The sequence below is a fragment of the Chryseobacterium sp. Leaf394 genome (genome assembly GCF_001424105.1).
In the GTDB taxonomy this organism is placed as follows: domain Bacteria; phylum Bacteroidota; class Bacteroidia; order Flavobacteriales; family Weeksellaceae; genus Chryseobacterium.
In genome coordinates this window covers 269,553-285,166 of record NZ_LMQH01000014.1, presented here as the reverse complement: position 1 = coordinate 285,166, position 15,614 = coordinate 269,553, and the positions used below count along the sequence as shown (strand labels likewise).

At 37.2% G+C, this 15,614-nt stretch carries 17 protein-coding genes; 14 read left to right on the top strand and 3 right to left on the bottom strand.

Annotated features, from left to right (window positions below; translation table 11 throughout):
• Nucleotides 1-71: 71 nt before the first annotated feature.
• The 8 genes from ASG21_RS19165 to ASG21_RS19130 all read left to right on the top strand — a co-directional run bounded on the left by ASG21_RS19165 (nt 72) and on the right by ASG21_RS19130 (nt 8,231).
• Complete coding sequence (locus ASG21_RS19165; protein WP_056084632.1) at nt 72-947, top strand: carbon-nitrogen hydrolase; 876 nt, start codon at nt 72-74, stop codon at nt 945-947.
• A 130-nt stretch (nt 948-1,077) separates the two neighbouring features.
• On the top strand, nt 1,078-2,190 hold the full coding sequence (locus tag ASG21_RS19160; RefSeq protein ID WP_056084630.1) for an agmatine deiminase family protein: 1,113 nt from the start codon (nt 1,078-1,080) through the stop codon (nt 2,188-2,190).
• Nucleotides 2,191-2,353: 163 nt separating this feature from the next.
• Nucleotides 2,354-3,169, top strand: coding sequence for a hypothetical protein (locus ASG21_RS19155; protein WP_056084627.1), 816 nt, complete (start codon nt 2,354-2,356; stop codon nt 3,167-3,169).
• Between the two features lie 82 nt (nt 3,170-3,251).
• On the top strand, nt 3,252-4,112 hold the full coding sequence (locus ASG21_RS19150) for a GLPGLI family protein (protein ID WP_056084625.1): 861 nt from the start codon (nt 3,252-3,254) through the stop codon (nt 4,110-4,112).
• 203 nt (nt 4,113-4,315) lie between these two features.
• Nucleotides 4,316-5,719 carry an MFS transporter gene (locus ASG21_RS19145; RefSeq protein ID WP_056084622.1) on the top strand — a complete coding sequence of 468 codons (1,404 nt, stop codon included), beginning with the start codon at nt 4,316-4,318 and terminating at the stop codon, nt 5,717-5,719.
• A 217-nt stretch (nt 5,720-5,936) separates the two neighbouring features.
• Nucleotides 5,937-6,812, top strand: coding sequence for a pirin family protein (locus tag ASG21_RS19140; protein WP_056084618.1), 876 nt, complete (start codon nt 5,937-5,939; stop codon nt 6,810-6,812).
• Nucleotides 6,813-6,935: 123 nt separating this feature from the next.
• Complete coding sequence (locus ASG21_RS19135) at nt 6,936-7,253, top strand: N-acetyltransferase (protein WP_056084615.1); 318 nt, start codon at nt 6,936-6,938, stop codon at nt 7,251-7,253.
• A gap of 78 nt (nt 7,254-7,331) precedes the next feature.
• The gene (locus ASG21_RS19130; protein ID WP_056084800.1) at nt 7,332-8,231 is read left to right on the top strand and encodes a pirin family protein; all 900 of its coding nucleotides are present in this window, start codon (nt 7,332-7,334) and stop codon (nt 8,229-8,231) included.
• Nucleotides 8,232-8,288: 57 nt separating this feature from the next.
• Here ASG21_RS19130 and ASG21_RS19125 read toward each other — a convergent pair whose 3' ends face one another.
• Entirely contained in the window at nt 8,289-8,699 is a 411-nt protein-coding gene (locus tag ASG21_RS19125) for a hypothetical protein (RefSeq protein ID WP_056084613.1), read from the bottom strand.
• A gap of 274 nt (nt 8,700-8,973) precedes the next feature.
• Between ASG21_RS19125 and ASG21_RS19120 the strand changes: the two genes are divergently transcribed.
• The 6 genes from ASG21_RS19120 (at nt 8,974) to ASG21_RS19090 (ending at nt 14,473) form a co-directional block, all read left to right on the top strand.
• Nucleotides 8,974-9,504: an NADPH-dependent FMN reductase gene (locus ASG21_RS19120; protein ID WP_056084609.1), complete on the top strand. Its 531-nt coding sequence runs from the start codon at nt 8,974-8,976 to the stop codon at nt 9,502-9,504.
• 192 nt (nt 9,505-9,696) lie between these two features.
• Nucleotides 9,697-10,095 (top strand): OsmC family protein, encoded by a 399-nt coding sequence (locus ASG21_RS19115; RefSeq protein ID WP_056084606.1) that lies wholly within the window; start codon nt 9,697-9,699, stop codon nt 10,093-10,095.
• 1 nt (nt 10,096) lies between these two features.
• Complete coding sequence (locus tag ASG21_RS19110; RefSeq protein ID WP_185113748.1) at nt 10,097-10,378, top strand: GNAT family N-acetyltransferase; 282 nt, start codon at nt 10,097-10,099, stop codon at nt 10,376-10,378.
• 348 nt (nt 10,379-10,726) lie between these two features.
• The gene (locus ASG21_RS19105; RefSeq protein WP_056084603.1) at nt 10,727-12,301 is read left to right on the top strand and encodes a sodium:solute symporter; all 1,575 of its coding nucleotides are present in this window, start codon (nt 10,727-10,729) and stop codon (nt 12,299-12,301) included.
• Nucleotides 12,302-12,589: 288 nt separating this feature from the next.
• Nucleotides 12,590-13,441 carry a transketolase gene (locus ASG21_RS19095; protein ID WP_056084598.1) on the top strand — a complete coding sequence of 284 codons (852 nt, stop codon included), beginning with the start codon at nt 12,590-12,592 and terminating at the stop codon, nt 13,439-13,441.
• Nucleotides 13,442-13,528: 87 nt separating this feature from the next.
• Entirely contained in the window at nt 13,529-14,473 is a 945-nt protein-coding gene (locus ASG21_RS19090) for a transketolase family protein (protein ID WP_056084595.1), read from the top strand.
• A 65-nt stretch (nt 14,474-14,538) separates the two neighbouring features.
• Here the strand turns inward: ASG21_RS19090 and ASG21_RS19085 are convergent, their stop codons facing one another.
• Both ASG21_RS19085 and ASG21_RS20655 read right to left on the bottom strand, forming a co-directional pair.
• Nucleotides 14,539-14,952 (bottom strand): DUF2147 domain-containing protein, encoded by a 414-nt coding sequence (locus tag ASG21_RS19085; RefSeq protein WP_056084592.1) that lies wholly within the window; start codon nt 14,950-14,952, stop codon nt 14,539-14,541.
• Between the two features lie 148 nt (nt 14,953-15,100).
• A partial coding sequence (locus tag ASG21_RS20655) for a sulfatase-like hydrolase/transferase (RefSeq protein WP_241773536.1) occupies nt 15,101-15,614 on the bottom strand: 514 nt, incomplete at its 5' end.

Genomic DNA, 15,614 nt, shown 5'->3' with positions numbered 1-15,614 from the left:
TCCCGCTAATTTTATTTGCGGGATTTTTTATTCTCTATTTTAAATCTTAATTTTGTAAAAAAAAGATACCAATGTCTAAAGTAAAAATAGGAACAGTTCAGATGTCTTGTGTTGCAGACAAACAGACCAATCTGAATAACGCAATAGAAAAAGTAAGGGAAGCTGCTGCCAAAGGTGCTCAAATAGTTTGCCTTCAGGAATTATTCACCTCACTATACTTCTGCGACGTGGAAGATTACGATAATTTTGATCTTGCGGAAGCTATTCCTGGACCTTCTACTGATGCACTTTCACCGGTTGCAAAAGAATTGGGCGTAGTAATTATCGCTTCTCTTTTTGAAAAACGTACTCAGGGATTGTATCACAACACAACTGCTGTAATCGATGCAGACGGAACTTACCTTGGTAAATACCGAAAAATGCATATTCCGGATGATCCGGCTTATTATGAGAAATTTTATTTCACACCGGGAGATTTAGGGTACAAAGTTTTCCAGACCAAATTTGCCAAAATCGGTATTCTGATTTGCTGGGATCAGTGGTACCCGGAAGCTTCAAGAATTACTGCATTGATGGGAGCTGAGATCATGTTTTATCCTACCGCAATCGGTTGGGCAACAGACCAGGATGACGAAACGAACGCAGACCAATACAATTCATGGCAGACGATTCAGCGCTCGCATTCAGTTGCCAATGGCGTTCCGGTGGTTTCGGTAAACAGAGTTGGTTTTGAGCAGGATGGTGCAATGAAATTCTGGGGCGGAAGTTTTGTTACCAACGCACAGGGAAAACTTTTGTATTTAGGATCTCACGATAAAGAAGAGGTTGAAGTGACGGAAGTTGATCTTTCCCAAACCGATTACATCCGCAAACACTGGCCTTTCCTGAGAGACAGAAGAATCGACAGTTATCAGCCGATTACCAAAAGATTTATTGACGAAGATTAAAGCCGGATGACAGACGTCGGAAGTCGGAAGCCTGATAATTTTGATAAATTAATTTGATTTACTGAATAATGGCATTTAATTAAGTGAAGAAATTTTAGCCCTGATCTCAGCTCTTAATAAAGATTAGAAAATGAATAACAAAAATAGTAATAAAAGTCCTGAATCCTCAGACTTCGGACTTCGGTCTTCTGACTTTAAAACAAATACCCCGAAGCAACTCGGCTACAGATTCCCTGCAGAATGGGAACCGCATGAAGCAACCTGGCTGAGCTGGCCTCACAAAGAAGAATCGTGGCCGGGAAAACTGGACGAAATCTATCCTAAATATTCTGAATTCATCAAGATACTTTCTCAGGACGAGTTTGTAAGAATCAACGTGAAAGATGATGAAATGCAGAAGTTTGCGATGGATTGCGTAATGCAGGCCGGTGCAAACATTGAAAACATCGAATTTTATCAGAACGAAACCAATGACGCATGGTGCAGAGATCATGGTCCTGCTTTTTTGGTGAATCCCAACGCGGAAGAGCAAAAAGTGATCGTTGACTGGGGTTATAATGCGTGGGGAAACAAATATCCGCCATTTGATCTCGACGATGTAATTCCAACAAAAATTGGGGAAGAATTTGAAATTCCTGTTTTTCATCCAGGAATTATTATGGAAGGGGGAAGCGTGGAATTTAACGGAAAAGGAACTATTTTGACATCGAAATCATGCCTTTTAAATAAAAACCGAAACCCACATCTTTCTCAGGAAGAAATTGAAGATTATCTGAAAAACTATTACGGACAGGAACAAATTCTCTGGGTTGAAGACGGAATTGTAGGAGACGATACCGACGGTCACATTGATGACACCATCAGATTCGTAAATGAAAACACCGTACTCACCGTTGTGGAAGACAGTCCTGAAGATGATAATTATGAGATTCTTCAAACCAACCTCCGTCAGTTAAAGGAAATGAAGCTTTTGGATGGAACTCCATTAAATATTATTGAACTTCCAATGCCAGATCCTGTAATTTGGGAAGACCAGAGATTGCCTGCATCGTATGCGAATTTTTACATTTCAAATTATCACGTGATTGTTCCAACCTACCGTTGCGACAAAGATCCTGTAGCTTTGGAGATTATTCAGAAGTGCTTTCCGGAACGAAAAGTGGTGGGAATAGATTCTACTGAGATTATCTGGGGACTGGGAAGTTTTCACTGCCTTAGCCAACAGGAGCCTGCAGTTTCTTAAAATATAATTTGTTTAAAAATATTCAGTTTGCATTTATTAGCAATCTTTTTTTGAAAGAAATGAATAAGATTCTGATAATTTAACTAATAATTAAACTTATTATCTAATAAATAATTATATTTGAAAAGTTAAAAAATATTTATATCTATAATCTGTGTTTGTAATGAAAAGAAAAGTAAGTGTTTTGTTTGCTTTGCTGGCTGTGGGCATGGCTTTCGGACAGGGTAAATTTGGAAAATTCCTAAACTCTAAGAAGCTCGCTCTCCAGTATAAAACCGTAAAAGATAAGGAAAAAGAAGACTATTATCAGCAATATTACTGGCTGGTAAAAGCAGAACAACTTAAAACTTATCCTCACCTTAAAGACGTAAAACCAGTGGTTTTATATGAATTTGTAAAAAAGGTAAATCCTCAGAACCCTACCAAGAAAATTGGTGATCAGGGTAAAGAGATCAGAGATAAGGCAGAACTTTCTTTGGATCAGTATTTCAAAAACAAAAACTTTGCAAACAACCAGGTTTTGCTTCACAACTTAGAAAGTTATGTAGACCCTTCAAAAGGAGAATACTGGACTAAAGTGGACCCGGAAAAAATCAAGGAACTTGTTCCTAAAGAATTCTTCGGATTTACATCTATGAACAGAATGACTGGAGAAGAAAAAAACTACTATCTGTGGATCGACAAGAAGAAAGATGATTTCAAGATTGTAGATATTATTCCGAGTGAAAAAGGTAACAAAGCTTTTTACGGTTCTGTAAAACAGTATCTTCCAAAGTATAAATTTGAGACCAAATATATGCCGACAATGAAAAAAGGCAGCAAGGCAGATAAAACAGATAAAGATTTCTATTACATTATGCCGTTTGAGCAAAACAAAGATAACATTGAATACAAAACCGACGACTTCGAAAACTACACACTGAGCCAGGTGAAAAGAGAAGGAGAAGACTGGATTGGCGTTGAAAAAGTTAGAAAATAAAATCTTATAAAGATTAAAAACCCCGAAAAAAAATATTTTTCGGGGTTTTTATTTATATTCGCATTACAAAAATCACCAATCAATGAAAATTCTATTCAGTTTTATCATGTTATTTATGCTGATTAATCTTTCAGCTCAATCTTACAAGACAGTTTACAATTTTAAATGGAAACCTCAAAAATCTTCAGCAGAATATTTACAGGAAGATTTTGCCTTGCTGATTCATGAAAATAAAACGTCCGAGTTTCTTTCCTATATAAAATTTAAAAATGACTCGACGAAAACAACAGCCCTAAAAGAATTTAAGAAAAAAGGTTTGGGCAGTCTATCCTTTAATTATAAATATGGTCAGTCAAAATTTAACGATGTTGTTTCAAAAAATTACATTAACAGGGAGATTTCATTTGAAAAACAGCTTTACGACAAACTTTTCATCGTAAAAAACCAATGTACAATTGACTGGAAAATAAATTCTGAAAAGGATATTCATTTAGGCTACCCCGTTCAAAAAGCAATTACTGAGTTTGGCGGCCGGAAATGGACTGCATGGTTTACGGCAGAAATTCCCGTTCAGGACGGACCGTACAAATTTCATGGTTTACCAGGATTGATTTTAAAACTCAATGACTCCGAAAACGAATTTATTTACGAAATGAAATCGATCACAAAAGAAACAAATGATATTTCAGAAAGAAACTTCGGTACAAACAACATTATAAATACCTCTTCTGCGAAATGGCTGAAAGTTTGGGAAAATTATAAAAAACAACCCTCATCAATTTTCGGACTGAAGAATGAGACGTCTAACGATGGATGGATGACGAGTATGACGATCGGTGGTAGCCCGGGTGACAAAGGCTTTGCCGAAAATTTCGATAAAAAACAGAAAGAATTTCTGAAAAATTTCGAAAACCCGATAGAATTAATAAATGCTTGTGAATAAATTTGCATTTTATGTACTGAAAGATTATCTACAAGTAAATTAAATAACCTTTTCTCAGCACGTAAAACTGACAGAAATGTAGAAAAAAATATAACCTAAAATCAATTTTTTGAATTTGCTGAAATATTTATCGGTGTGATAATTGTAACTTAAAATAATTAAAAGTTTAAGCTAAAAATCAGGCTTAGATACAATTTAGTGACATGCCGACAACCACATCTCCCCGCCAAACCGTAAAAAAAGTTCTTCCCTTAATTTTAGCAACTGCTATTTTTATGCAGATGCTGGATTCTACAATTTTAAATACTTCCCTACCCTCAATTGCAAGAGATCTGAATGAATCTCCGCTGAACATGCAGAACGCTATCATCAGTTATGTTCTGACGCTGGCAGTTTTCATGCCTGCGAGCGGATTTTTGGCAGACCGTTTTGGAACGAGAAGAGTTTTTATTTTTGCTCTCGTGCTTTTCAGTTTAGGGTCTGTATTTTGTGCCCTTTCTCAAAATCTAACGCATCTAGTGATTTCAAGAGTCGTTCAGGGAGTTGGCGGAAGTTTAATGACTCCTGTCGGGAAATTAGCTTTAATTAAAACTTTTAACCGAAACGAATTGCTCAAAGCTATGAATTTCGCCATTGTTCCTGCTTTGATTGGTCCTGTTTTAGGTCCTTTGGTCGGAGGTTATATGGTCGATTATCTTTCGTGGCACTGGATTTTCCTCATCAACATTCCGATTGGAGTTTTAGGAATTGTTTTGGGTTTAAAATATATGCCGAATTATAATTCGCGAGACACCGATTTTGATCTGAAAGGTTTTATCATCTTTGCGGCAGCCTCTTTGCTGCTTTCAGTTTCATTAGAACTTTTTGGCGATATGCAGAATATTACACCCGTTTTACTCGTTTTCATCCTGGGATTTCTGTTTCTCTACTATTATTACCGCCATGCGAAAAGAGGCAACAATCCGATTTTTCCTCTGAATTTATTTCAGGTTCGCACATTTAGAGTTGGAATTGTAGGAAATCTTGCAACAAGATTAGGAATCAGTTCCGTTCCGCTTCTGCTTCCTTTAATGATTCAGATTGCTTACGGTCAGTCAGCTGTGATGTCAGGTTGGATTATTGCACCGATGGCCCTAACTGCAATGTTTGGCAAATCATCGGTGATCCGGATTTTAAATAAATACGGTTACAAAAAAACGTTGATGGTCAACACTTTTGTGATCGGAACTTTAATCTGCTGTTTAGCAATTCCCAATATTAACGATTCTATCTTCTGGTTCGTTCCGGTAATCGCTATTTTAGGATTTTTCAACTCGATTCAGTTCACATCTATGAACACGATTTCAATTGCAGACTTAAGAAATTTCCAGACCAGCAGCGGGAATTCCCTGATTTCAGTGAATCAGCAGTTGGCCATAGGTTTTGGGATTGCATTTGGTTTAATTGTTTTAAAAATTTACGAAAACAGCCCCGAACTTATTCTTCATGAAACACACAACGCTTTCCGCTACACATTCCTCACTGTCGGAATTTTAACCATTTTATCAAGCCTCGTTTTCCGCAGACTCCACGTCTCAGACGGAAGAAACATGAAATCCGAAGCGTAGGAGAGGTTGATTTTGAGCATTTAAGCGTTTGAGGGTATTCATCTAAAGTACAAGAATACAAAACATTAAACTCCAAACAACTCTCAAACTCTCCGACTCTCAAACTCTCAAACTCTCTCACTCTCCTTCCCTACCACTCAAAACCCGAACTTAACACACATCAACGTCAATCCACTTTTGCTGTCCTAAATTTGTTTAAAATTAAAACAGACATATTATGACAACTAAAAAAGTAGAAATGGTTATTCCACCGAAGCCTGCTCATTTCGTAGGTGATGGTTTTAGGGTGCATAATTTTATACCAAGCGCACAAAAGCCCGATATGAAAAGAATGGATCCGTTCATTATGTTGGATTATAATTCAAAATTCCATTTTAATCCATCCGAAACACCAAAAGGTGTTGGCGTACATCCGCACAGAGGTTTTGAAACGGTAACGATTGCTTACCAGGGAAAAGTTGAACATCATGACAGCGCAGGAGGCGGCGGAATCATTGGTGAAGGCGACGTACAGTGGATGACGGCTGCGAGCGGCATTCTTCATAAAGAATATCACGAAAAAGAATGGTCTAAGCAGGGCGGAATCTTTCAGATGGTTCAGCTTTGGGTAAATCTTCCGGCAAAAGATAAGATGAGCAAACCAAAATATCAGGCTATCTCCAATTCAGAAATGAAAAAAGTAGATTTAGGTGAAAATGGTTTCATTGAAGTTATCGCCGGATCATTCCAGGAAAACCGAGGTCCGGCATCTACTTTTACTCCAATTAATCTGATGAATGCCAAATTGAAATCAGGTGGAAAGGCAGAATTTAATTTCCCCGCCAACTTCAATACTGCAGCTTTGGTTATCGAAGGAAATATCATTGTCAATGAAGAAGAAAAAGCGCCGGTTAATAATTTTGTTTTATTCAAAAATGACGGCGAAAGCTTTACCGTAGAAGCTACCGAAGATTCAATTGTACTCATAATCAGCGGTGAACCGATTAATGAACCGATTTTCCCTCACGGACCGTTTGTGATGAACTCAAGAGAAGAGATTATGCAGGCTTTTGAAGATTTCAATACCGGAAAATTCGGGTATCTGGAAGATTAATCACTATTAAATTATTAATTTTAAGTTCTAACGGTTGTTGTCTGGTTAGAATCCAAGCATAATATCCGAAACGATTTGTAAAAATAAGAATCACATTTAAATACCTTTAAAATATATAAAATCATGAAACCGGAATTTGAAAACATCCCATTAGTAAAAAACGAAGAAAAAAAGAGATTTGAAATAGAATACAACGGTCATTTTGCGTTTATTGACTGCAAAGAAACGAGTCAGCAGATTGCTCTCATTCATACGGAAGCCGAACCTGAACTGGCGGGAACCGGAGCTGCTGCAGCAGTTGTTGAAAAAACATTAATGTATATCGAAGAAAGCGGTAAAAAACTGCTTCCATTCTGCCCTTACGTTTTTGCATTTATCCGAAAACATCCGGACTGGAAACGCATTGTTGACGAGAGATTTGAGGGTTACGATAAAATTTAAATTTACGTAAACAGCAATCAGCAAAAGAAATATTTGATTAAATTAGCTTCATTCAAAAACAAAAAAACCAAATCCATCATGTCAAACATCGGACTTATCATAGAAGAAAAATCAGCAGACATCGGAAATTTTTTAGTCGGAAGATTATTGCCGTTCCGTGAAAAAAGAGCAGTTGGACCCTTCGTATTCATTGATCACATGGGACCAGCTGAATTAAAAGACTACCAGAATCTTGACGTTCCTGCTCATCCTCATATCGGACTTTCAACTTTAACCTACCTTTTAGAAGGATCAATTTTTCACAGAGACAGCATCGGAAGTGCTTTAGAAATAAAACCTGGCGCCGTCAACTGGATGACCGCCGGAAAAGGCGTTGTACATTCAGAAAGAACACCTGAATATTTAAGAACAACCGACAAAAAACTTCACGGCTTTCAAATCTGGGTCGGACTTCCAAAACATCTGGAGCAGACCGAACCGACTTTTCATCACATTGAAGCCAGCCAGCTTCCGGTGTGGGAAGAAGGTGAAGTTCAGTTTAAATTGATTGCAGGCGAAGCATTTGGAAAAAAATCTCCGGTTCCGGTTCACAGCAAATTGTTTTTTATTGAAATTAAAACCAAAACCGCTCAGAAAATAAGCATCGGACAGGATCTTTACGGTGAAGCAGCAATGTATGTTTTGGACGGAACCGTGAATGCTGACGGCAATACGTATGGTTCGAAACAATTGCTGATTGCCAAAAACACCAAACTTTGTGAGTTTGAAATGAGCGAAAATGCGACTGTCTACCTATTTGGCGGTGAGCCGTTTGATGAAGAACGATTTATCTTCTGGAATTTCGTGAATTCAGATAAAGAATTAATCGACAAAGCAAAAGTAGACTGGAACGATCAGAATTATGAAGCTTTTCCTTTGGTTCCGGGAGATGACAAAGAATATGTTCCTTTGCCGAAAGCAGTTTTAAACAGAAAGTAAATGGTAAAAGTAAAGCCACTTTTCTCAAAGTGGCTCACTTTTAAAATTGAATCAAGACTATTTTGGCATCTGAGCCTGTGAAACTTTCATCGCAAAATCAGTCCAGAGCTTAGCATCTTCCGGAGTCATTTTCGCTGCGTATTCACTTTGTTTTTTAGCCCACTCCTGAGATTTAGCACTGAGCTCCTGAATTTTTGCAGTATCACCAGACTTTGAGGCTGCCATCATTTCAGACATATAATCAGCATACTCATTGGCAAATTTCTGAGCCTCCGGATTGCTGAATTTCGGAACCTCTACTCCGTTAACTGTTTTCGGTGCTTCAGGCGTCATGTTTGCTTCAGCAGAATTTGCATCTGTAGCAGCAGTATTTTCTGTACCGGCATCAGTTTTTGTTGCTTCCTTTTTATCACAGGAAGTTACTGCAAGAAGTGCAACGGCACTTAATGTTAAAATAATTTTTTTCATAGTATTAAAATGTTTTAAATCATTACAAATATAAAATTATTTGTAAATAATCTAATGAATAAAGCAATTTAACAGTAAAATTATCAATATTTATAATCATTTTAAATAAATTTCACAATTTTAAATTAAGTCATATTTTAATATTTTTGAAATAATTTCAGCATAATTCAATTATGAATATTTTAAATAAAAAAATAATGAATTATAACAAAAACATTTAATATAGAGGAGCTGTCTCTTTCTGTATCTAAGTCAAATAAATTAAAAATAATCTATGAAAATACTCGCATTTGCCGGAAGCACCTCTTCCACATCCATCAACAGGGAACTTGTAAAATTTGTTCTCAAAAGTTTTCCTGATGATGAAATTAATCTGATTGACCTGAATGATTTCGATATGCCCGTTTTTTCAGTCGATCGTGAGAAAAATGGTTTTCCGGATGAAGCACACAGTTTTTTAAAACAAATTGAAGATTGTGATGTAATTATCTGTTCTCTGGCAGAACACAACCGCTCATATTCCGCAGCTTTTAAAAACATTTTCGACTGGGCTTCGAGAATCAATGTAAAAGTCTTTCAAAACAAACCGATGCTTTTGATGTCGACTTCACCTGGAGGATACGGTGGCGGAAACGTAATGAATACCGCAAAAACATTCTTCCCACAGTTTGCAGCAGATGTAAAAGAAACTTTTTCACTGCCCAAATTTTATGAAAATTTTGATTTGCAAACAGGAGTCATCAACCCAGAGATACTGAAAGATTTAACCGAAAAAATTGAAAGTTTCAAAAATCAAATTGTTTAAAATTTAAACTACAAATCGAAGATTATCTCCTTACAGTCGATGAATGTTATATCGACGAAGTCAAAAGTTACAAGAGCTGTTTGAAAACATCAGTAATATTAGAACAAAAATCTCTGAAATCTGCGGAAGACTTTCATCAATTATCAATCATAAAATTACTCATTACCCATAACTCAATACTTATAAAAACCCATGGCTGTAACCGTAAAAGCAAGCTTAGGCAAAACAAAATATTACACGGAAGTGATCGCAGGTGAAAACCATTTAATCACCGACGAGCCCATCGAAAAAGGCGGAAAAAACAAGGGTTTCAATCCCTTTGAAATTCTCGCCACATCCCTGGCAAGTTGCACTGCCGCAACTTTAAGAATGTACATTGACCGAAAAGAATGGGACGTAGAAAACATAGATGTAGAAGTAGAACTGGAAAATTTTCCGCTTACAAAATTGGCAATTTTTAAAAGAAACATTAATTTTGAAGGAAGTGAACTGAGTGAAGAACAGCTGAAAAGACTTCACGCCATTGCGGATGCATGTCCGGTACACAAAATATTACTTAACGAAATAGAAATTCAAACCAAATTTTCATAATATGATAGAAGTAAAACAAAACGACGACAAAAAACACGGAAGCTTCGAAGCTTCAATTGACGGACAAAAAGCAGGATTAATGACCTACACATGGGCAGGAGAAGACCGCTTTATCATCGATCACACCGAAGTGGAAGAAGCCTACAACGGAAAAGGCGTAGGAAAAGAAATGCTGATCAAAGCTGTAGAATTTGCCAGAGAAAACAGCAAAAAAATCATTCCTCTGTGCCCGTTTGCGAAAGCAACTTTCCAAAAGAACGAGGATTTGCAGGATGTCTTGTAAAGCGGGGTGATGGATGTTGGGTGATGGATGATTATCACACAGATTTTTATAATTATCCGAGAATAAAAAAACTGCAAAAAATAAACTTAAGGCCACGAATGCACGAATTTACTTCCAAATTTTGAGTAAAAATTCGTGTATTCGTGGCTTTGTCAAATGCTCAAAAAAATCTGTGTAAATCCGTGAAATCTGTGCGAAACTACACATGATATTCAGCATCCTGCGACATTTAAAACATCTGTAAATTTATTAAATCTGTAAGTAATAATAAACAACATCCCGCATCCATCATCCCACATCCCGCAACATCCCAAAAAAAACTATATTTGCTGAAATTTAATTTAAAGCATGAATCCGGGAACTGTACTTTTACTGTTTGTATTTGTCTATTTTGTAGGGCTTTTGGTGATTTCCTATTTTACCAGCCGTAACTCTGATAATCAATCGTTTTTCATCGGTAACAAAAAAAGCAAGTGGTGGCTCGTTGCCTTTGGGATGATCGGAACCAGCTTAAGCGGTGTGACATTCATTTCCGTACCAGGAACGGTTGGGAAAATGACCGGTAGCGAATATATTTTCGGCGGTTTTGAATATTACATGATGGTGATCGGCTTTTTCATCGGATATTTCATTGTCGCGGCAGTGCTTCTCCCACTCTATTATAAAATGAATCTGACTTCCATCTATACATATTTAGGCAGAAGATTTAATGTAGAAGCGCATAAAATCGGGTCGGTATTTTTCATTGTTTCAAGAGCGATTGGTGCTACGGCGAGATTGTATCTTGTGGTAAATGTTTTACAGATATTTTTACTTGAAGGTCTCGGCGTACCGTTTTGGGTGACTGCTGCAGTGCTTTTATTAATGGTTCTTCTATACACATTTGAAGGTGGGGTAAAAACGATTGTAATTACCGATACTCTGCAGACTTCGTTTATGATCATCAGTTTAATTGCGTGTATCGTCTATATTTTATCAAATCTAAATCTTTCTTTTGGTGAAGCCTACACGGTTTTAGAACAGAAAAATTATACGCATTTTATCAATCTTGATCCCAATTCCAAAACTTTCTTCCTCAAAACCATTCTCGGCGGAATCTTTATTACCATCGCTATGACAGGTCTTGACCAGGAAATGATGCAGAAAAACATCTCTGTAGACAATCTGAAAAACTCCAAGAAAAATATGCTGACTTTCGCAGGAACGCTGCTATTTGTAAATCTGGCATTCCTGTTTTTAGGCGGATTGCTTTATCTTTTTGCTTTGCAAAACGGTGCGGGATACTCGGAAGTTACAAGTACTGTGGATGGAAAAGAAGTGGTCTCCAATGTTTTCGGATTCAAAGATGCTGCAGGAAACGTGAAAAATATTATGGGCGATGACCTGTTCCCGGCGTTGTCACTTAACGGTTATTTCCCGATGACGATTGCTGTAATTTTCATTATCGGATTGATTTCCGCACTCTTCCCATCTGCGGATGGTGCTTTGACGGCAGTTACAAGTTCGTACTGTGTTGATCTTTTAAATTTAAATGAAGACAAAACGCGAACAGAAAAGCAGAAAAAACATCTCCGTATGAAAATTCATCTGACATTTACGGTGGTGTTTTTCATCCTGATCATGGTTTTCAAAGCGATGAATGACAAATCCATTGTTTATCTCATCATGGAAATTGCAGGTTACACCTACGGACCACTTTTAGGCTTATTTGCTTTCGGAATCTTTACCAAATTTAAAATCTCAACAAAATATTCTATTCTTGCCGTAACGCTTTTAGCTCCGGTACTTACGTATATTATTAATTATTTGGTGACAGCTTACACCGATTACAGAATTGGTGTGGAACTGATTATTCTGAATGGTTTGCTGACGTTTGTTGGGTTGTGGATGGTGAAAAATAAAAATTATCTGAAGTTGGTTTAATTTCTTTATTTGGGCAGCTTAATCCGCCTTCCGTTCCCGCTTTTTTGTGCCTGAGCTTTTCCCTCGCTTACAAAAAGAGCTCCACTCAAGTCGGGCTGCGGTAGTAAAATAACAATATAAATTTTCAAACCTTCAAGGTTTTTGAAACCTTGAAGGTTTAGTAAAAATAAAAAATCTTTTCCAAACCCACAGAAATCCGGAACTCCAACGCCGGATTTTTCAATTTCCGTAAGCCGGCAAAAAATTGTAAATTCGCATACAATCAATTCTAATAATAAATCCTAATATATGAGTAAAAGTATTGAAGAGCTGAAATCTCTTACAACACAGATCAGAAGAGACATTTTGAGAATGGTTCATGCTGTAAATTCAGGACATCCCGGCGGAAGTTTAGGCTGTACAGAATATTTTACTGCACTTTACGGTAAAATTCTGAACTATAAATTACCATTCACCATGGAAGGTAAAAATGAAGACCATTTCTATCTGTCAAACGGACATATTTCGCCTGTTTTTTATTCTACTTTGGCAAGATTTGGTTTCTTTCCGGTAGATGAACTGAAAACTTTCAGAAAACTGGATTCAAGATTACAGGGTCACCCAACAACTCACGAAGGCCTGGAAGGAATCAGAGTTGCCTCGGGATCTCTCGGACAGGGACTTTCTGTCGCTCTTGGTGTTGCACAGGGAAAAAAATTAGATGGCGATACTTCTTTGGTTTACTCACTTCACGGAGACGGCGAACTGCAGGAAGGTCAGGTTTGGGAAGCTTTTATGTATGCAGCCGGAAACAAGGTAGATAATATTATTTCAACGATCGATTACAATGGTCAGCAGATTGACGGCAGTACAGACAACGTACTTTCACTGGGAAATCTTCATGCAAAACTGGAAGCTTTCGGATGGACTGTTCTGGAAGAAAAAAACGGTAACGATCTTGAAGCCGTAATCGCTATTCTTGAAAGAGCAAAAACAGAAACCGGAAAAGGAAAACCAGTGGTAATCATCCTTCACACCATTATGGGTAACGGAGTAGATTATATGATGGGAACTCATGCATGGCATGGTAAAGCTCCAAGTGATGAGCAGTTGGATACCGCTTTCAAACAGTTGTACTTAGAAGCTCCGGCAGATTACTAACATGAATGATCAGTGATAATTGATAAATAATTTCTCACTTGTATCAATTATCAAACATCATTTATCAATCATAAATTTAAACTTCACATGAAATATACATATACAGAAAAAAAAGATACACGTTCAGGATTCGGAGCCGGATTGGCAGAATTGGCTGACAAAAACCCCAATGTTGTTGCGCTTTGTGCAGACCTCATCGGTTCGTTGAAAATGGAAAAATTCATCGAAAAAGCTCCTGAAAGATTTTACCAGGTAGGTATCGCTGAAGCAAACATGATGGGTCTTGCTGCAGGTTTGAGCATCACTGGAAAAATTCCTTTTACAGGAACTTTTGCCAACTTCTCAACTTCAAGAGTGTATGACCAGATCCGTCAGTCGATTGCTTACTCTAACAAAAACGTAAAAATATGTGCTTCTCACGCAGGTCTTACTTTGGGAGAAGATGGTGCAACACACCAGGTTTTGGAAGATATCGGAATGATGAAAATGCTTCCGGGAATGACCGTAATCAACACTTGCGACTACAATCAGACTAAGGCGGCAACTTTAGCGATTGCTGATTTTGAAGGTCCGGTTTATTTAAGATTTGGAAGACCGGTAGTTCCTGTATTTATTCCTGAAGACATGCCTTTCGAGATTGGAAAAGGTATTCTTTTACAGGAAGGAACCGACGTAACGATTGTTGCAACGGGTCACCTGGTTTGGGAATCTTTGGTTGCCGCAGAAGAGCTTGAAAAAGAAGGAATCTCTTGTGAAGTAATCAATATCCACACAATTAAACCGTTAGATGAGGAGATTATCTTAAAATCTGTTGAGAAAACAGGTAAAATTGTAACTGCGGAAGAGCACAACTACCTTGGTGGTTTAGGTGAATCTGTAGCCGGAATGTTGGCAAGAAAAAGACCAACAAGACAGGAATTTGTAGCCGTTAACGATACTTTCGGAGAATCTGCAACTCCTGCTGAATTAATGAAAAAATATAAAATCGATTCTGCAGCCGTGAAAGAGGCAGTGAAGAAAATTTTAGCTTAAAACTATTTTTCAGCATAAAAAAGGAGGTCAAAAAATGACCTCCTTTTTGTTATATTGAAACTGATTTATACTTTATGCCACGTCTGCGTTTTTACCGCAATTCCCATAATGATAGCTTTAACTTTTAATGTATTACCATCCTTCTCTATTTCTGTTTTGTAACTTTTACCATCTTTAGGGTTGGTAATAGTTCCGCCACTGAACTCGTCACCGTCTTTAGAAAGACCTCTGATAATTTCTAAACCAAGTAACGGTTTGTTTTTACGGTCATCTTTGCATTTTACGCAGTTGTTGTTTTCAGGCTTGATCAAAAGCTGAACGATTTTTCCGTAATATTTGCCATCGTTTTTCTTAAAAATTTCTACGATAGATTTTGGCTTTCCGGTTTCATCGTCGATGGTTTTCCACTTTCCTTCGATCTGTGCAAAAGACATTACTCCGATAAGAGAAAACGCCAGCGTTAAAAATAATTTTTTCATATTATAAAGTTTAATTCTATTTGATAAGATTTCAAAATTGTTAATTAGTTAAAAGTATAAATTAATTTTAAACACACCAACTTTTTTGTTATCCAAAGCATAAATAGTAATACTTTACAGAATTTTCATTTTTAAACAGCTCCTGAAATCAATTGAGTTTGCGGTTAATCACTCTGGTCATATAATCCTGATACCAGGCTTCTGCGACGAGCTTTCCTTTTTCAGTCTCAGGAGTTTTCAGTTTATCGATTTGATTATTTTCAAAGCCTAAATCTTCTTTAAAATAAATGCCTGTAATATCTTTACCGTCAAATCTGTACATAAAGTTTCCGTAAATAAACTGCTCCGAACTTCCGTCTGAATTCACAATTAGAGGCTGATATTGCTTTTCACTTAGCAGACTCCTCCCCCAGCTTCTGATTTTTCTGTTGTAACCAATCAAATCTGCCAGCGTTGGATAAATATCAATCTGCTGCGCCAATTCAGTATTAACGCCTTTCAACTGATAAGCAGGATTTGGCGAGTAGAAAATCAGGGGAACAGCAAAACGGTTCATTAATTTTTCATATTCAGGATAAGCTGTCTGATTGGTATGATCTCCCGTAAATACGAAGATTGTATTGTGAAACCAAGGTTGTTTTTCTGCAGTTTCAAAATACTTT